Origin of the sequence: Lonsdalea populi (assembly GCF_015999465.1) — a bacterium.
Lineage (GTDB): Bacteria > Pseudomonadota > Gammaproteobacteria > Enterobacterales > Enterobacteriaceae > Lonsdalea > Lonsdalea populi.
This window is the reverse complement of sequence record NZ_CP065534.1, coordinates 712,251-728,218: the sequence shown is the minus strand read 5'-3', so window position 1 is coordinate 728,218 and position 15,968 is coordinate 712,251. Positions and strand designations below refer to the sequence as shown.

Here is a 15,968-nt window from a genome sequence, read left to right as displayed (position 1 = left end):
TTGTTATTACCGCTCAGTGAGCATGAATTTTTATAAACATCAGAGAGAATACAGGTCAACGTGCCGGTCTCACCAGTCCGCGTCTCAAACCTCTGATTCGCAGCGCTCATCTCGGCGATCCCGGCTCACGCCAGAGGCATGACCTGCGGCAAGCGGTCAGTGGGTTCGATAAGGAGACATTAGGCCGCTATTGAGACCCCGGGCTGACTGCGTCTACACTAATATGCAAGTCGGTATCACCGCCCTTCGCATTCACCGTGCTGGCCCCCCAGAACAGAGCGCTCTCGCCGGGTGTAGGTATGACATTAGCGCGAGAGATTACCCGGAGAAAACGGGGATCTCAAGAAGATCATCAGCCCTTCCCGTCAAGGAGAATACCGTGAAAAGCATAACGATAATCCCCCTTTATTTGTGCGGTTTTATTGTTTTCTGTCCTCCAGGTCAGGCCGCCCCGTCAGCTGACGACACGCCGCTGTTTTATTGTCCGACAGACGATGGCGGCAGCATTACGCTGGCGAAACAGGAGGGGAAATTAGCGTTGACGCTCAATGGGAAAAGCCATGTTTCGGATGAAACCGTGCGGGAAATTAGCAAAACCTATCGCCGCAATATCAGAAAAGGTCCGGAATATAATGTGGTCAGCTTCCACATCAACGGAATCGAATACAGCATCGGTTCGTTTAAAGATCTCGCCACCCAGGCAGAGCCCAGCGGGAAGCTATTTTCCACCTCTTACGATAAAAATAGACTGCCTGATGTGTTCTGTTCGTTTGGCGAGGACGTCAATCAACTGTCTGCGTTGGCGAAATAATCCCTAGTCATTTCGAGGCGGCAGTCGCGGCATTCCCCTATTGCGTTTGCGCAATAGGGGCATAAAAAAGGGGCTGATCAGCCCCTGCCTGTTAGCTCAAATTATCTATTCGCGTTTGAATCGCGCTGACCTTGGTGGTGTCCTTCGCAGCTTGATATAACGCCAGCGCCCTTTTGTAAGCCACCAGCGCTTCAGCCTTATCTTTGCGAGTGCCTTGCTCCCGGCTTAACGGATCGTGATAACGCGCCCAGCTGTACGCATAGACTTTATTGTTATAAATGGCGCTCTCCTCGAACGTGAATCCATTCGCCTTTCTTAATTGATTGAGGTGCTCACATTTCAGCACTTCAACGGCCTTATCAAAATAGCGCAACCTGTCGTCATAACCATTAAAACCGCCGTTGATTCTGGCCGTAATGATATTGAAATCATCTTTTTTTGCGTAACTGTTCAGATTTTGGTTGCCATAATCCATATAGAACCAAAAGGCGGATGTCACACAGTGCGGAGAGGTGGTTAGTTTATTTCGGTTGGCTTCGCTGGAATAAACATCCTCTCCCACCGCGCTCCCATAGGCGCGATAGTTTTTTTCGAAGGTCAGTTGAATCAAGCCGCGGCCGTACCAGGGCGCATAGCTTTTTTGACTCCCGCCGATTTCTGCGGTGTAGACCAAGCCCATGCTTTCATGGCAACACTGTGCGAGAAAATGCGCTTTCTCCCTGCAAGTCGTCATCTCGTATTTGGCGAATTCCGCATTGAATGCCTGCAGGTACGTCATCAGTTTGCTTTCATCGGCCTTCGGGGCGATTTTCCGCAGCTCGCTGAGCGTAATATCACGATGGCAGGCGCATGTAGTCGGTTCCACCGTTGTGGTTCCATACGCCTGCGCCGTCATCTGTGACTTGGAATGGAGAAAGCTTCGCGGAAGCACCGCCGCCAGCATCGCGCGCAGACGAGCCTGCACCGTTGAGGAAAAACCGTTGACGGCCCGGCAGGGCGTCGAATAAAAACGAAGAGGGAGATAAGACGATAGGCTTCTAGGTAACCGCTTCGCGCTGAACCTCAACTTTTTGTACGGCGTCAATGTGCCATCTAACCCTTTGGGATTTTGAATATATCGAGCGTTTCCAAAATCAATCATCTTGACGTTTTTCATTACGCTATTCATAAACAAACAATGTCCTTATGTTTTTCAATGTGCCAACTATCCAGCATTCAAACAGGGGTTCCTGTTCCTCAGGGTTGTTTATGCCTTTTTCCTCCCATCCTTTATCGCCCTCTGGATTAAAAAAACGGACATCAACAATGTTTTCCTTTAATAACAATATAATAAGTCTGTTTTATTCCCATCCGTCCGTTATACAACTTAGCCATTTAGCCATCCAACCGTCTCGATTGCCAAATATCGATAGCGTGATATATTGGCAAGCTATACATGTTTGCAGGAGTTGTATTCAGTCATGAACGCGGCGCTAATTCCCCACAGTAAACTCCCTTCTCTCGGCACGACGATCTTCACCCAGATGAGCGAGCTGGCGCAGAAGCATCAGGCGATCAATCTGTCGCAGGGCTTCCCTGATTTCGACGGTCCTCAGTATCTACAGGAGCGTCTCGCCTATCACGTCAGCCAGGGAGCAAACCAATATGCGCCAATGACCGGCGTCGCGCCGCTGCGACAGGCTATCGCTGAAAAAACCGTGCGGTTGTATGGTTGGAAACCGAATGCCGACCATGAAATCACCATAACGGCCGGCGCGACGGAAGCCCTGTTCGCCGCCATTAGCGCGCTGGTTCGCCAAGGCGATGAGGTGATCTGCTTCGACCCCAGCTATGACTGCTATGCGCCGGCCATCGAATTGGCCGGCGGCGTAGTGAAGCGTCTGGCGTTGCAGCCGCCCGCCTTCCAGGTGGACTGGGCGCAGTTCGCCGGGCTGCTGAGCGATAAAACCCGGCTGGTGGTCCTCAACACGCCGCACAACCCATCCGCCACCGTCTGGCAAAAATCGGATTTCGACGCCCTGTGGCAGGCGATTGCCGAACGCGAAATTTACATACTGAGCGACGAAGTATACGAACACATCTGCTTTGATCCGGCAGGACATGCCAGCGTACTGGCGCATCCCGAGCTGCGTCAGCGTGCGGTCGCCGTCTCGTCCTTCGGCAAAACGTTCCATATGACCGGCTGGAAGGTGGGTTACTGCGTGGCTCCCGCGCCTATCAGCGCCGAACTGCGCAAAATCCACCAGTACCTGACGTTCGCCGTCAACACGCCCGCACAGCTGGCGATTGCCGATATGCTGCGGGAACATCCGGAACACTGGCGCGATCTGCCAAACTTTTACCGGGCGCGACGAGATCGTTTCGTGAACGCGCTGTCCGCCAGCCGTTTTGAGCTGTTGCCGTGTCAGGGCACCTACTTCCTGCTAGCAGACTACAAGGCTATTTCGACGCAGGATGACGTGAGTTTCTGCCGTTGGATGACCGAACATGTCGGCGTCGCCGCCATTCCGCTGTCGGTTTTCTGCGCCGACCCTTTCCCCCACACCTTGATTCGGCTATGTTTCGCCAAACAGGAATTAACGTTGGATGCTGCTGCGGAGCGCCTATGTCGACTTTAAAAATCACCCTACTGCAACAACCGTTGGCGTGGATGGATGGTCCTGCCAATCTAAGCCACTTCGACGCGTTATTGGAAAACATCACCGGGCGCGATTTGATTCTGCTGCCGGAAATGTTCACCACCGGATTCGCGATGGAAGCCGCCGGACACAGTCTGGAACAATCGGTGGTTGAAGCCTGGCTTTGCCAGTGGGCGCAGCGCACCAACGCGCTCATCGGCGGCAGCGTGGCGGTGCAAACCCCGAAAGGGGCGGCGAACCGTTTTCTGTTCGCCGATCCGCACGTCACGCTGTATCGCTACGACAAGCGGCATCTGTTCCGCATGGCGGATGAGCACCAGTATTATCAGGCGGGCAAGAAAAAACTGGTGGTGGAGTGGCGCGGCTGGCGCATCATGCCGCTGGTCTGCTACGATCTGCGCTTCCCGGTCTGGGCGCGCAACCAGCAGGATTACGACCTGCTGCTGTACGTCGCTAATTGGCCAACGCCGCGCGCCCAGCACTGGAAGACGCTGCTGGCGGCCCGTGCGATTGAAAACCAAAGCTATGTAGCGGGTTGCAACCGCGTCGGCACCGATGCCAACGGCCACAGCTATCAGGGCGACAGCGTGATCCTCGATCCACTGGGTCAGACGCTGGCCATCGCCCCAGAGAATGAACCTGCGCGGCTGGATGCAGAGCTGTCGCTGGAAGCATTGCAGGCCTATCGAGAAGCGTTCCCGGCCTGGCGCGATGCGGACACGTTCACCCTTTAGTCAGTACCGCGCTTCTTGCGGCCATCTGCTGTCTTTTGATGTAAGTCCACGCTTACACAGGTGCAGCAAAAGCCCTCGCCACCCGGCGAAATGACCGCCCCTCACACGACCTAACGAGGGGCTAAGGCCTCTGCGCAATTCACCCCTTGTGAGCTGCGCCGACGCTCACCACCGTCAGCAGTAACGTCTGCAACGCCCGCGCCACGTCGCCAGTAAGCACGGACTCATCGGGATGATGGCTAATCCCGCCGCGACAGCGCACGAACAGCATTCCCACCGGCCAACGTTCGGCGATGGCGATGGCGTCATGGCCCGCGCCGCTCGGCAGCGACAGGCCCGTACCCTGCACCGCCGTCACGGCGTCGGACAACGTCGCCTGCAAGCCTTCATCGCAGCGCGTCGCGGGAATACGATAGTACTCCTCCGCGCTGAACTGACATCCGCGCTGCCGGGCGATCGCCTTCGCCGCCGCCAGCAACCGGCTTAGCAACGCCTCCAGCGCCGCATCTTCCGGCCCCCGTATGTCCAACGTCAGCCTCACCTCGCCGGGTATCACGTTGGCCGCGCCCGGCAAACATTGCAACGACCCTACGGTTGCGACCAAATGCGGATCGCTCGACTGCGTCAGCGCTTCCACCTGCGTCATCCAGGCCGCCGCAGCCGCCAGCGCATCCTGGCGTTGCCCCATCGGCACCGTGCCTGCATGACCGGCATGACCGATAAACGCACAGTTTAACCGCCGCGCGCCGTTGATCGCCGTCACCACGCCCAGCGCCAGTCCCGCCTGTTCCAGACACGGCCCCTGTTCGATATGCAGTTCCAGATAGGCCAGAAAATCGCGCGGATCGCGCGCCGCATCCCCGATCGCGTCGGCGGACAATCCGGCCTGCGTCAGCGCTTGCGCCACGGAAACGCCGTCGGCGTCCTGGCATGCCAGCCACTCAGTAGGCCAGGTGCCGGTCAGTCCACGGCTGCCCAACAGGGTAATGCCGAACCGCGTGCCTTCTTCGTCGCCGAAGCCCACAATCTCCAGCGCCATCGGCAGCCGAATTTGGCGTTGATGCAGGTATCGGACCGTTTCCAGCGCGCAGAGCACGCCCAACATACCGTCGTAACGGCCGGCGTTGCGCACCGTGTCCAGATGCGAGCCGAGCAACAACGCCGGGGCATTGACCGTTTCGCCCTCGTAGCGGCCGCAAATATTGCCCACGCTGTCCTGCCAGACGCGCATCCCCGCCGCCCGCATCCACTCGCCGACCACCTGATTAGCGAACAGATGTTCTTTTGACAGGTAGACCCGCGTCAGTTGGCCTGCGCTTTCGGAAATCTCGGCCAGCGCATCGCAGCGATCCATGACCTGCCGCGCGGCGTCGAGCGCCTCGGCAACCGTCATCGCCATGTGACTCATGCGGACGCCTGCTGAGAGGCGTAGACATCCCATGCAGCCTGCAACGCCGCGCCCTGCTCCGAGCGGAAACCCAGACGGTTCAGTACGGCTTCCAGCGCGGTCAGCGTCTGCATCACGCAATCTTTGCGCGCGTTGTAGCCCATGGTGCCGATCCGCCAGATCTTGCCCTGCAGCGGGCCGAAAGAGGTGCCGATCTCAATGGCGAAATCCTCCAGCAGCCGCTTACGCACGGATTCACCGTGAATGCCTTCGGGGATCGTCACGCCTAATACGTTGTTCATGCGATGCGCCGGATCGCCGTAGGCCTGCAGGCCCATGCCTTCGATCCCGGCCAACAGCGCCTGACCGTGCAGCGCGTGGCGGGCGATGCATGCGTCCAGCCCCTCTTCCAGAATAATGCGGGCGCACTCGCGGGCGGCGAACAGCATACTGGTCGCTTCGGTGTGGTGGTTGAGCCGCTCCGGCCCCCAGTAGTCCATGATCATGCCCAGATCGAAGTAGTTGGAGTACACCATCTCCTCGTCGCCATCATGATGATCGTCGGTGCGGATCCCCTGCTCCACGCATTTGCGCTGGCGGATCGCCGCTTCCATGCGCTCGCTGATCGTCACCGGAGAACTGCCGGACGGACCGCCGAGGCACTTCTGCAAGCCGGCGGACACCCCGTCCAGCCCCCAGGCGTCGGTCTCCAGCGGATTACCGCCAAAAGACGCGGTGGCATCGGTGTAAAACAGCACGCCATGACGTCGGCAGATATCGCCGAGTTCGTCCAGCGGCTGCAGCATCGTCGTCGACGTGTCGCCCTGGACGGTCAGCAGCAGACGCGGTTTAACCCGCTTCACGGCCTCTTCGATGCGGTCAGGCGTAAAGACTTCGCCCCACGGCGCTTCAATCGTATGCACCTCGGCGCGGCAGCGCCGGGCAATCTCGCACAATAGGTGGCCAAAGCGTCCGAAAACCGGCACCAGAACCCGATCGCCGGGGCGGATCGCAGAAACCAGAATGGCTTCGATACCGGATCGCGAGGTGCCGTCCACCAGCATTGTCCAGCGGTTTTCGGTGCGGAACAACTGCCGATACAGCGCCATAACCTGATTCATGTAACCGGTCATCACCGGGTCGTACTGGCCAATCAACTGGCTGGACATCGCCCGGAGAACGCGCGGATCGGCGTTAATCGGGCCCGGCCCCATCAGCAGACGATGAGGCGGATTGATTTGAGCGAACGGTTCGCTTTGCATAGTGGTTAACTCCTGATGTCCTTGATTCATGGTGTGCGTTGACGCGTTGGTCGGAGAAAGGCATACCGGCTGCGCCGCGCGTCAAGCTTCCGTCAGCCCGCGCACGGAGGCGATAAACTGTTTCAGTTCCGGGGTCTGCGGCTCGGCGAACAGGCGGCGGCTTTCACCCTGCTCCCACACCTTGCCCTGATGCATAAACACCACGCGGTCGCCGACTTCGCGGGCGAAGTTCATTTCGTGGGTGACCAGAATCAGCGTCATGCCCTCCGCCGCCAGCTGTTCCAGCACTTTGAGCACTTCACCCACCAGCTCCGGATCCAGCGCCGAGGTAATTTCGTCGCACAACAGTACCTTCGGATTCATCGCCAATGCGCGGGCGATAGCCACACGCTGCTGCTGTCCGCCGGAGAGATTGGCGGGATAATAGTCCCGCCGTTCGCCCAGCCCGACTTTGTCCAGCATCTGTTCGCCCAGACTGCGGCACTCCACCGCGCTTTTGCCCAGCACCAACCGGGGCGCCAGCATCACATTTTCCAGCGCGGTCATATGCGGGAACAAATTGAAATTTTGGAAAATCATGCCGACGGAACGGCTGATCTCACGCGCCTGAGATTCCCGGTCGGTGATGGTGATTCCGCCCAGCTTGATGCTGCCTTCCTGATAGCCTTCCAGGCCGTTGACGCAGCGCAGCAGGGTACTTTTCCCCGAGCCGCTGCGCCCGATAATGGAGATCACCTCGCCCATCTCGATGTCCAGATCCACGCCTTTTAACACGTGGTTTTGGCCGTAAAACTTATGTACCTGATTAATGGTGATGAGCGGCATTAAATTTCTTCTCCAGATAGCGGCTGTAGTAAGACAGCGGATAACACAGCAGGAAGTAGCCGAGCGCCACCAGACCAAACACCTTAAAGGGCTGATAGGTGACGTTGTTCAGCATGATCCCGGCCTTGGTCATCTCGACAAAGCCGATAATGGACGCCAGCGCCGTGCCCTTGATGACCTGCACGGAAAAGCCGACCGTCGGGGCGATGGCGATACGCATCGCCTGCGGCGCGACGACCCGGCTCAAGGTTTGCCAGAAGTTCAGCCCCAGACAGCGCGAGGCTTCCCACTGGCCGCGCGGCAGCGCCAGCACGCTGCCGTGCCAGATGTCCACTAAAAACGCGCTGGTGAAAAGCGCCAGCGCCAGCGCGGCGGCCACCCACGGGCTGACGTCGATGCCGAACAGGCCCAGACCAAAGAAAGCGAGGAACAGCTGCATCAGCAGCGGCGTGCCCTGAAACAGATTGGCGTAGGCGCGGGTCAACCGCAGCGGCCAGGGACGGCGGGTCAGGCGCAACAGCAACAGCGGCAGCGTTACCAGCGCTCCGCCGAGGAACGCGGTCAGCGACAGCAACACTGTCCAGCGCCCCGCCAGCAGCAGGTTGCGCACGATATCCCAGTCGGTAAAGTTCATCATGCGCTCTGCGTTCCCAGAAAACGTCGCCCCAGCAGCAGCAGCAGTTGGCGCATCAGCAGCGACAATGCCAGATACAGCAGCGTGGTGACCAGATACACCTCAAAGCTTAAGAAGGTGCGAGATTGAATCAGATTGGCGGCGAAGGTCAGCTCTTCATACGACACCTGCGAGACGACCGAAGAGCCGAGCATCACGATGATGCACTGGCTGACCAGCGCCGGATAAATCCGTTGCAGCGCCGGCGGCAGGATCACCCGCAGAAACGTCTGCGTGCGCGTCAGTCCCAATACCCGGCAGGCTTCCCACTGCCCTTTCGGCGTCACCTGAATGCCCGCGCGGATGATCTCGGTGCTGTAGGCCCCCAGGTTCACCAGCATGGCGATCAACGCCGCCTCGCCTGCGGTTAACTTTAGCCCCAGCCCCGGCAGACCGAACACGATAAAGAACAGCTGCACCACGAACGGCGTATTACGAATCGCCTCGACGTAAACGCCCCACAGCCCGCTCAACAGGTTCGGCTTGCCGCTGCGCAGCGCCGCACCGCAAATGCCGATGGCGATGCCGCCGGCCGTGGCGAGCACCGTCAGTTGTACGGTGACCCACAGACCGTCCAGCATATCCGGCCAGTAAGGCCACAACGCCGCGAAATTAAGCTGATAGGTCATCCGTCGTTACCCTCACGCGTCCAGATTCGCGGGCAGCGGGGCCTTCAACCACTTTTGCGACAGGCCGTTCAGCATATTGTCTTTCACCGCCTTTTCGATCAGCGCATTGATCTTCTCTTTCAATGCGGGTTCGTCTTTTTTCAGGCCGATAAAGCACGGTGAATCTTTCAGCATGAATTTCGCCACCGGCGCTTTCGTCGGATTCTGCGCGGCGATGGCCGCGACCACCAGGTTGCCGGTCGCGATGTACTGCACCTGTCCGGACAGATAAGCCGACAGCGTGGTGTTGTTGTCCTCATAGCGCTTCAGCTGCGCCTCTTTCGGCGCAAGGTCGGTCAGCACCATGTCCTCTACCGCGCCGCGGGTGACGCCCACGCTTTTGCCCGCCAGCGCTTGAGGATTAGCGAGATCGCTGTCTTTCGGTCCGAACACGCCCAGGAAGAACGGCGCGTAGGCGCGACTAAAGTCGATCACCTTTTCGCGTTCGGCGTTTTTACCCAGACTGGAGATCACCAGATCCACCTTGTTGGTTTGCAGATAAGGCACCCGGTTAGCGCTGGTGACGGGCACCAGTTGCAACTTTAGTTTCATCTCGCTGGCCAGATAACGGGCCATGTCGATATCGTAACCCTGCGGCTGAAGGTCCGTGCCGACCGAGCCAAACGGCGGGAAGTCTTGCGGCACGGCGACGCGCAGCACGCCGCGCTTCTCGATGTCCTGCAACTGGTCGGCCAGGGCGTAGCCGGCCTGAACGAAAAACAGCGCCGCGCTTATCACGGCCAAGAAACCTTTTCTGATATTCATCGCTCTGCTCCTGGTTAGCCAATTTGAAACAAAAGATTCTTAATAAATGATAGTGAAACTATCGTTACATGAAGGTGAGCAAAATATATGCCAACAGTGAGGTGGTTGCCAGGGTGCGAGCCGCGTCAGAAAAAAGCGCGGACAGTCCTATAGATAGGCCTTTTATCAGAGTAAGCGGAGAAAATCATCGCGCAGAACGGCAGACATCAAACGAAGACATGCCCCCGACACGACGCACCATAGAGAAGCAAAGGCACTATTTTGGTGCTGAAAACCGGCTCATCGCTGAGCACTATCGGCATTCATGCGGCATGATGCTGTTGCCGCCATCGCCCACTCAGGGGAAGGACGAAAAAAACCTGCTGCCGACGTTCTGGGGAGTAAATGCTGAGGATAGTTTCTGAGATAGGGGCCTGGACGAGAGCCAGAGGGCAGCGCGTCTGGAATGGCGACGCGGATTGCCCGTTATTGCCGATGGGACGCCTCCGCCTAGCGCAGCTCCAACTCATCCAGCCGTTGATACAGATCGGCGATGTGATGGATACGCTGACGCCCGTCCTGCAACATTTCGTGCAGCAACGCGTTGCTCAGCAGATTGACCAGGCCCATCGCAGAGGCGTAGCTATCGAAGGCGGAGACGCTGTCCAGCGGCGCGCTCAGCGTCCACGTCGCCAGCGGTTGCAGACGGTGGGCCTGCGGTTCGCACAGCAGCAGCACCGGCACCTGCTTTTCCTGTAGCTGGCGTAGCAGAGACGGGATCAGTCGGGGACGACGACGAAACGCGGCCACGATCACGACATCCTGCGGACTCAGGTCGGCCAGCTCTTCCGCCAGCGTCTGACCCGGCTGCGCCAAAAGACAGACCTGCGGCCTCACTTGCAACAGCTGTTGGCGCAGATGCAGCGCCAGCGGATAGCTGTTGCGCAGCCCGATCAGGCAGACGCGCTGGGCCTGCTGTAGCGCGGCGAGCACCGCGCCGAACTGCACCGGATCGATCTGACTGACCCACAGGGTCAGGTTCGCCATCTCCTGCTTATAGTGACGCGCCAGCAGGGTATTTCCCTGCACCGCGTCGCGGTTATCGGCCAGCGGCATACCGCTTTGGCGCAGCGTGCGCAACTCATCGCGCATTTCCCGGTAACTGGGGTAGCCGAGGCGACGAAACAGACGGCTGACGGTCGCCTTGGAGACGCCGCACAGCCGCGACAGCTCCGCGCTGTTATAACTGATGAGGTCGTCGAGGTGATCGAAAATAAACGCCGCGACCCGCCGCTCCTGTGGAGAGAGCGCATCAAAATGGCTGCGTAGCCGTTCATCAATCTGCTTCATGTCTGCCTCTGTAACTTTCGTTTCAGCCATTGACGGTATCGCTGCACCTTAGCACACCTCTCATCGAGAGCGGCAAGAGGAAAAAGAGTGGAATGCTTCTTGCTTTTGTCTGTAATCGATTGTCCCTGGGCAGCCCTCGCGACGCGACGTCCGGCTTCTGACTATCACTCGCCAGCGTTGAGCGCCGGAGTCTGGCCCTCCTAGCGTTGGGGATCTTTTTCTATGATGCACAGTAATATCGCGCCTGCCGGTATGGCGGTGACGCCTCATCACCTGGCCAGCGCCTCCGCTCAGGCGGTTTTGCGGGAGGGTGGGAATGCGATCGAAGCGATGGTCGCCGCCGCGTCGACCATCGCCGTCGTCTACCCGCATATGAACAGTCTGGGCGGCGACGGTTTCTGGCTGATCGTGCCCCCGCAGGGCGATCCCATCGCCATCGACGCCAGCGGCCCGGCGGGCTCGCTGGCCAACCGCGCGCTGTACGACGGTATGGAGCGCATTCCTCATCGCGGCCCCAAAGCCGCCATCACCGTGGCGGGCACCGTCGGCGGATGGCAGGAAGCGCTGCGCTATGCCGCCGAGCTGGGCGGAACACCGCTGCCGCTGGCGCGGCTGCTGGCCGACGCGATCTGCTACGCCAAAGACGGCATTCCCGTCACCCTCTCGCAATCGAACGCGCTCACACAACATTTTGAGGCTCTCCGCGCCAATGCCGAATTCCGCCGCGTCTTCTTGCCGGACGGTCACCCCCCTTCCCCCGGTAGCCGCTTCGTTCAGCCCGATCTTGCCCGCACGCTGACGCAGCTGGCGCAAGACGGTCTGGACAGTTTCTATCGCGGCGCGTTGGCCGATACGCTGGCGGCGGCCATAGCGCAGTCCGGGATGCCGGTGACCCGCGACGATCTGGCGAACTATCGCGCCAAACGCGTCGCGCCCCTGAGGCTGGCCCACAGTCAGGGCGAGATCTTCAATCTGGCGCCGCCGACGCAAGGGCTGGTGTCGTTAGCGATCCTCGGGATCGCCGACCGCCTCGATATGGCCGATCTCAACGAGGCGCAAACGATCCACCGCGTCGTCGAAGCCACCAAGCTGGCGTTCGAACTGCGCGATGCCTTCATCACCGATCCCAGACTCGTCACGCAGGATATCCCCGCCCTGCTCAGCGCCGATGCGCTGGAGGCATTGAGCGCCCGCGTGGATACCAACGCCGCCACGCCGTGGGGGGAAGGTAAAGGCCCGGGCGACACCGTTTGGATGGGCGTGTGCGACGGCAACGGGCTGTCGGTTTCCTTTATTCAGAGCATCTACCACGAATTCGGCAGCGGCGTCGTCCTGCCGGAGACCGGCATCGTCTGGCAGAATCGAGGGGCCTCGTTCAGCCTCGATCCCCAGCACCTGCTGGCGCTGGAACCAGGCAAGCAGCCATTTCACACCCTGAATCCCGCCGCCGCACGGCTGTCTGACGGACGGACGATGGTCTACGGATCGATGGGCGGCGACGGCCAGCCGCAAACGCAGGCGGCGCTGTTTATCCGCCACGTGGTGCAGGGGCTGCCGCTACAGCAGGCCATCGCCGCGCCGCGCTGGCTATTGGGTCGCACCTGGGGACACACCTCCGATAGCCTGAAGCTGGAGGGCCGCTTCACGGCCGCCACCGTCGATACGCTACGTGGACTGGGCCATGAGGTGGAGATGCTGCCCGACTTCAGCGAGAGCGTCGGACACGCCGGGGCTATCGTGCGCCATACTCACGGTATGCTCGAAGGGGCGTTCGACCCGCGCAGCAACGGCAGCGCCCTGGGCTTTTAAATCTGCAAGACCGCGACAACGATGATCACAGAGGAAACCATGAGTGAGATAAAACTGGATGACGCCGCGCTGGCCGACTATCTGCGGCAGATGGAAACGTTGCTGGCGCTGGAGCTGGATCCGGCCCGCCGCGAAGAATTGCAGCGACAGTTCAGCCGCATCGCCGAGATGGCGCTGCCGCTGATGGCCTTTCCGCTGGACGAACGTCAGGAAGTCGCGGGGGTTTATCAGTTATGAGTACGACACGCCACCCCGGCTGCTATTCCATTGATGAGATTCAGGCGCTGCAAGAGCGCGGCGAACTGTCCGTACAGGAGATTGCCCACCAGACGCTGGCGCACATTGCCGAGCGCAATCCCCAGCTCAACGCCTACACCCGCGTCACCGAGACGCGCATGCTGGAAGAGGCCGCGCAGCTCGACCGGCAACGCCGCGACGGTTGCGCGCTGCCCGTGCTGACCGGCGTGCCGTATGCGGTCAAAAACCTGTTCGACGTGGCAGGCGAAACCACGCTGGCGGGAGCCAAACTGTTTAGCCAGCGTCCCCCCGCCACGCAGGATGCCTACGCCGTCTGCCGGCTGAGCGCTCAGGGCGCGCTGCTATCGGGGCTGTTAAACATGGACGCCTACGCCTATGGCTTCACGACCGAGAACACCCACTATGGCGCAACCCGCAACCCGCATGACGTGACGCGCATCGCGGGCGGCTCCTCCGGCGGTTCGGCGGCGGCGGTCGCGGCCGGGCTGGTGACCTTCGCGCTCGGCAGCGACACCAACGGATCCATTCGCGTCCCTTCGTCGCTGTGCGGCATTTTCGGCATGAAACCGACCTTTGGCCGCCTGTCCCGCCGCGGCACGCAGCCTTTCGTCGCCAGCCTCGACCATATCGGCCCGATGGCGCGAAACACGGGGGACCTGGCGCAGGTGTTCGATCTGCTGCAAGGCATCGACGCCCACGATCGTTTTCAAACGCCGCATTCGTCGTTGGACTGCTCGGCCACGCTGAACGATGACACGACGCCGCTGCGCGCCAAAATTCTGGCAGGCTATTTCGCCGACTGGTGCGACGAACATGCGAAAACCGCCGTACTGCGGGTCGCCCGGGCGCTGGGAGCCGATGACAATGTGTTGATCGACAATGCCGCGCTGGCCCGCACGGCCGCCTTCCTCATCTCCGCCAGCGAAGGCGGTAATCAATACCTGCCCGCGCTGCGGAGCGTGCCGGAGCAGTTCGAGCCGCATTCGCGCGAACGCCTGCTGGCCGGCGCCATGATCCCGGCGGCGTGGTACGTACAGGCACAGCGTTTTCGCAACCATTTCCGGCAGGAAGTCCTGTCGCTGTTCGAACACACCGACCTGTTGATTGCCCCGGCGACGCCCCGCCCGGCGACGCCGATCGGTCAGGAAACCATGCGCATTAACGGTGCGGATCTGCCCATTCGTGCCAGCATGGGTATGCTGACGCAGCCTATTTCGTTCGTCGGGCTGCCGGTGGTGACCGTGCCGCTGCTCACCGATGGCGGACTGCCCATCGGCGTTCAGCTGATTGCCGCGCCGTGGCGTGAAGACATTGCGCTGCGCGCGGCCCGACGCCTGGAACAGCAAGGCATTACGCATTCCGTCATCCCATCACCGCTCTGATACGCAAGGAGCCCCGATATGTTGCAGCTCAACGACATCAATTTGCCCGACGTGCTGGAAGAGGTCTCCGCCGCGTTCGCCCGCTACGAAAAAGCACTGACCGGCAACGACGTCGAGGAACTCGACGCCCTGTTCTGGCACGATGCGCGCACCGTGCGCTACGGCGCGTCCGAGAATCTCTACGGCATCGAACAGATCCGGGCGTTTCGCGCCGCCCGTCCTTCCGCGGGACTTGACCGCCAGTTGCACAATACGGTGATCACCAGCTACGGCCGGGACGTGGCCGTCGCCAGCACCGAGTTTCGCCGGGAGCATTCAGAGAAGGTGGGTCGCCAGATGCAAACCTGGGTTCGCACCGAACAGGGGTGGCGCATCGTGGCCGCCCACGTCAGCCTGATGGCGTAACGGATAGGCGTGAGGAAGACAGGCCGCGTCTTCGCGGCCTTTTTAGCTTATCTCGACAAATCAGCCTTGATAGGGATGGTGCTGACGCCAGTGGTCGGCGATGTCCTGACGACGGCAAATCCACACCCGGTCGTGCTGCTGAACGTAGTCGAGAAAACGCTGTAGCGCACGGAAGCGGCCCGGCCGTCCCAGCAGCCGACAGTGCATGCCGATCGACATCATTTTCGGCGCGGTTTCCCCCTCTTCGTACAACACATCAAAGCTGTCTTTCAGGTAGGTAAAGAACTGCTCCCCGCAGTTGAACCCCTGCGGCGAGGCGAAACGCATATCGTTGGCCTCGAGCGTATAAGGAATGATCAGGTGAGGCCGCGCCGCGCCGTCTGCCCCAGTCACCGACATCCAGAACGGCAGATCGTCCCCATAGTAGTCGCTGTCATACTGGAAGCCGCCGTGTTCAACCATCAGCCGACGCGTATTCGGGCTATCACGGCCGGTATACCAGCCCAACGGCGGGCGGCCGAACAGCGCCGTCATCATCTCCACGGCCTGCGCCATATGCCGGCGTTCGACCTCCACCGGCGTGTCCTGATAGTGGATCCAGCGCCAGCCGTGGCACACCACGTCGTAGTCGGCGGCGCGAATTGCCTCGACGACGGCCGGGTTGCGCGCCAGCGCCATCCCGACGCCGAATACCGTCAGCGGCAGGCCGCGACGCTGGAACTCCGCGTGGATCCGCCAAAACCCCGCGCGCGAGCCGTACTCGTATAACGAGTCCATCGACATATGACGGTCCGGGTAACTGGCCGCGCCGATGATGTCAGACAGAAACTGTTCGGAGCCCGCGTCCCCGTGCAGCACGTTATTTTCCGCGCCTTCCTCATAGTTGAGGACAAACTGCACCGCGATGCGCGCATTTCCCGGCCACTGGGCGTGCGGCGGCTGCCCCGCATAGCCAACCAGATCGCGCGGGTAGTCCCGCCCTTCCCTCAACGCCTGCGTCAACGTCTTCATCATGTGTTCT

17 protein-coding genes are annotated in these 15,968 nt (G+C 60.3%); 8 read left to right on the top strand and 9 right to left on the bottom strand.

Translation table 11 applies throughout. The annotated features are described in order from the left end of the window. The first annotated feature begins 223 nt into the window (after positions 1-223). Positions 224-811: a hypothetical protein gene (locus I6N93_RS03365; RefSeq protein WP_139829933.1), complete on the top strand. Its 588-nt coding sequence runs from the start codon at positions 224-226 to the stop codon at positions 809-811. 91 nt (positions 812-902) lie between these two features. Here I6N93_RS03365 and I6N93_RS03360 read toward each other — a convergent pair whose 3' ends face one another. Further along, positions 903-1,967 (bottom strand): glycoside hydrolase family 19 protein, encoded by a 1,065-nt coding sequence (locus I6N93_RS03360; protein ID WP_176222555.1) that lies wholly within the window; start codon positions 1,965-1,967, stop codon positions 903-905. A 304-nt stretch (positions 1,968-2,271) separates the two neighbouring features. Here I6N93_RS03360 and I6N93_RS03355 point away from each other — a divergent pair, with 304 nt between their 5' ends. Together I6N93_RS03355 and I6N93_RS03350 are read left to right on the top strand one after the other, a co-directional pair. After that, positions 2,272-3,429, top strand: coding sequence for a pyridoxal phosphate-dependent aminotransferase (locus I6N93_RS03355; protein WP_085688298.1), 1,158 nt, complete (start codon positions 2,272-2,274; stop codon positions 3,427-3,429). Next, a complete protein-coding gene (locus tag I6N93_RS03350; RefSeq protein WP_112092177.1) occupies positions 3,417-4,184 on the top strand; it encodes an amidohydrolase in 768 nt (255 codons plus the stop codon). The genes I6N93_RS03355 and I6N93_RS03350 overlap by 13 nt, the downstream gene beginning before the upstream one ends. Positions 4,185-4,323: 139 nt before the next feature. Here the strand turns inward: I6N93_RS03350 and hpxK are convergent, their stop codons facing one another. The 6 genes from hpxK to I6N93_RS03320 form a co-directional block, all read right to left on the bottom strand. Then, positions 4,324-5,592: an allantoate amidohydrolase gene (gene hpxK / locus I6N93_RS03345; protein ID WP_085688294.1), complete on the bottom strand. Its 1,269-nt coding sequence runs from the start codon at positions 5,590-5,592 to the stop codon at positions 4,324-4,326. After that, positions 5,589-6,833 carry a pyridoxal-phosphate-dependent aminotransferase family protein gene (locus I6N93_RS03340; protein WP_085688292.1) on the bottom strand — a complete coding sequence of 415 codons (1,245 nt, stop codon included), beginning with the start codon at positions 6,831-6,833 and terminating at the stop codon, positions 5,589-5,591. The genes hpxK and I6N93_RS03340 overlap by 4 nt, the downstream gene beginning before the upstream one ends. A gap of 81 nt (positions 6,834-6,914) precedes the next feature. Further along, entirely contained in the window at positions 6,915-7,658 is a 744-nt protein-coding gene (locus I6N93_RS03335) for an amino acid ABC transporter ATP-binding protein (protein WP_085688290.1), read from the bottom strand. Continuing rightward, positions 7,639-8,292: an amino acid ABC transporter permease gene (locus I6N93_RS03330; protein ID WP_309251029.1), complete on the bottom strand. Its 654-nt coding sequence runs from the start codon at positions 8,290-8,292 to the stop codon at positions 7,639-7,641. Before I6N93_RS03330 ends, I6N93_RS03335 begins: the two co-directional genes overlap by 20 nt. Continuing rightward, positions 8,292-8,960 carry an amino acid ABC transporter permease gene (locus tag I6N93_RS03325; protein WP_085688286.1) on the bottom strand — a complete coding sequence of 223 codons (669 nt, stop codon included), beginning with the start codon at positions 8,958-8,960 and terminating at the stop codon, positions 8,292-8,294. The genes I6N93_RS03330 and I6N93_RS03325 overlap by 1 nt, the downstream gene beginning before the upstream one ends. A gap of 12 nt (positions 8,961-8,972) precedes the next feature. Continuing rightward, positions 8,973-9,764, bottom strand: a complete 792-nt coding sequence (locus I6N93_RS03320; protein WP_373853636.1) for a transporter substrate-binding domain-containing protein — start codon at positions 9,762-9,764, stop codon at positions 8,973-8,975. 68 nt (positions 9,765-9,832) lie between these two features. Here I6N93_RS03320 and I6N93_RS03315 point away from each other — a divergent pair, with 68 nt between their 5' ends. Next, positions 9,833-10,168, top strand: coding sequence for a hypothetical protein (locus tag I6N93_RS03315; RefSeq protein ID WP_085688284.1), 336 nt, complete (start codon positions 9,833-9,835; stop codon positions 10,166-10,168). A gap of 85 nt (positions 10,169-10,253) precedes the next feature. Here the strand turns inward: I6N93_RS03315 and I6N93_RS03310 are convergent, their stop codons facing one another. Then, positions 10,254-11,093, bottom strand: a complete 840-nt coding sequence (locus I6N93_RS03310; protein WP_085688282.1) for a MurR/RpiR family transcriptional regulator — start codon at positions 11,091-11,093, stop codon at positions 10,254-10,256. Between the two features lie 222 nt (positions 11,094-11,315). Here I6N93_RS03310 and I6N93_RS03305 point away from each other — a divergent pair, with 222 nt between their 5' ends. Genes I6N93_RS03305 through hpxZ form a run of 4 tightly spaced genes read left to right on the top strand, consistent with a single transcriptional unit; the run spans position 11,316 to position 14,947 of the window. Then, the gene (locus tag I6N93_RS03305; protein ID WP_085688280.1) at positions 11,316-12,902 is read left to right on the top strand and encodes a gamma-glutamyltransferase family protein; all 1,587 of its coding nucleotides are present in this window, start codon (positions 11,316-11,318) and stop codon (positions 12,900-12,902) included. Between the two features lie 39 nt (positions 12,903-12,941). Next, complete coding sequence (gene hpxX / locus I6N93_RS03300; protein WP_085688278.1) at positions 12,942-13,139, top strand: oxalurate catabolism protein HpxX; 198 nt, start codon at positions 12,942-12,944, stop codon at positions 13,137-13,139. Beyond that, positions 13,136-14,542 (top strand): AtzE family amidohydrolase, encoded by a 1,407-nt coding sequence (locus I6N93_RS03295; RefSeq protein WP_085688276.1) that lies wholly within the window; start codon positions 13,136-13,138, stop codon positions 14,540-14,542. The genes hpxX and I6N93_RS03295 overlap by 4 nt, the downstream gene beginning before the upstream one ends. Positions 14,543-14,560: 18 nt before the next feature. Continuing rightward, the gene (gene hpxZ / locus I6N93_RS03290) at positions 14,561-14,947 is read left to right on the top strand and encodes an oxalurate catabolism protein HpxZ (protein WP_085688274.1); all 387 of its coding nucleotides are present in this window, start codon (positions 14,561-14,563) and stop codon (positions 14,945-14,947) included. 60 nt (positions 14,948-15,007) lie between these two features. On the opposite strand, the gene puuE is transcribed toward hpxZ, so the two are convergent. After that, positions 15,008-15,961: an allantoinase PuuE gene (puuE, locus tag I6N93_RS03285; RefSeq protein WP_099017438.1), complete on the bottom strand. Its 954-nt coding sequence runs from the start codon at positions 15,959-15,961 to the stop codon at positions 15,008-15,010. Positions 15,962-15,968 lie beyond the last annotated feature (7 nt).

Bases quoted from the DNA above. Each gene is read 5' to 3' on its own strand.
- I6N93_RS03365 (WP_139829933.1), top strand. From the start codon at position 224: ATGCAAGTCGGTATCACCGCCCTTCGCATTCACCGTGCTGGCCCCCCA.
- I6N93_RS03360 (WP_176222555.1), bottom strand. From the start codon at position 1,967: ATGAAAAACGTCAAGATGATTGATTTTGGAAACGCTCGATATATTCAA.
- I6N93_RS03355 (WP_085688298.1), top strand. From the start codon at position 2,272: ATGAACGCGGCGCTAATTCCCCACAGTAAACTCCCTTCTCTCGGCACG.
- I6N93_RS03350 (WP_112092177.1), top strand. From the start codon at position 3,417: ATGTCGACTTTAAAAATCACCCTACTGCAACAACCGTTGGCGTGGATG.
- hpxK (WP_085688294.1), bottom strand. From the start codon at position 5,592: ATGAGTCACATGGCGATGACGGTTGCCGAGGCGCTCGACGCCGCGCGG.
- I6N93_RS03340 (WP_085688292.1), bottom strand. From the start codon at position 6,833: ATGCAAAGCGAACCGTTCGCTCAAATCAATCCGCCTCATCGTCTGCTG.
- I6N93_RS03335 (WP_085688290.1), bottom strand. From the start codon at position 7,658: ATGCCGCTCATCACCATTAATCAGGTACATAAGTTTTACGGCCAAAAC.
- I6N93_RS03330 (WP_309251029.1), bottom strand. From the start codon at position 8,292: ATGAACTTTACCGACTGGGATATCGTGCGCAACCTGCTGCTGGCGGGG.
- I6N93_RS03325 (WP_085688286.1), bottom strand. From the start codon at position 8,960: ATGACCTATCAGCTTAATTTCGCGGCGTTGTGGCCTTACTGGCCGGAT.
- I6N93_RS03320 (WP_373853636.1), bottom strand. From the start codon at position 9,764: ATGAATATCAGAAAAGGTTTCTTGGCCGTGATAAGCGCGGCGCTGTTT.
- I6N93_RS03315 (WP_085688284.1), top strand. From the start codon at position 9,833: ATGAAGGTGAGCAAAATATATGCCAACAGTGAGGTGGTTGCCAGGGTG.
- I6N93_RS03310 (WP_085688282.1), bottom strand. From the start codon at position 11,093: ATGAAGCAGATTGATGAACGGCTACGCAGCCATTTTGATGCGCTCTCT.
- I6N93_RS03305 (WP_085688280.1), top strand. From the start codon at position 11,316: ATGATGCACAGTAATATCGCGCCTGCCGGTATGGCGGTGACGCCTCAT.
- hpxX (WP_085688278.1), top strand. From the start codon at position 12,942: ATGAGTGAGATAAAACTGGATGACGCCGCGCTGGCCGACTATCTGCGG.
- I6N93_RS03295 (WP_085688276.1), top strand. From the start codon at position 13,136: ATGAGTACGACACGCCACCCCGGCTGCTATTCCATTGATGAGATTCAG.
- hpxZ (WP_085688274.1), top strand. From the start codon at position 14,561: ATGTTGCAGCTCAACGACATCAATTTGCCCGACGTGCTGGAAGAGGTC.
- puuE (WP_099017438.1), bottom strand. From the start codon at position 15,961: ATGATGAAGACGTTGACGCAGGCGTTGAGGGAAGGGCGGGACTACCCG.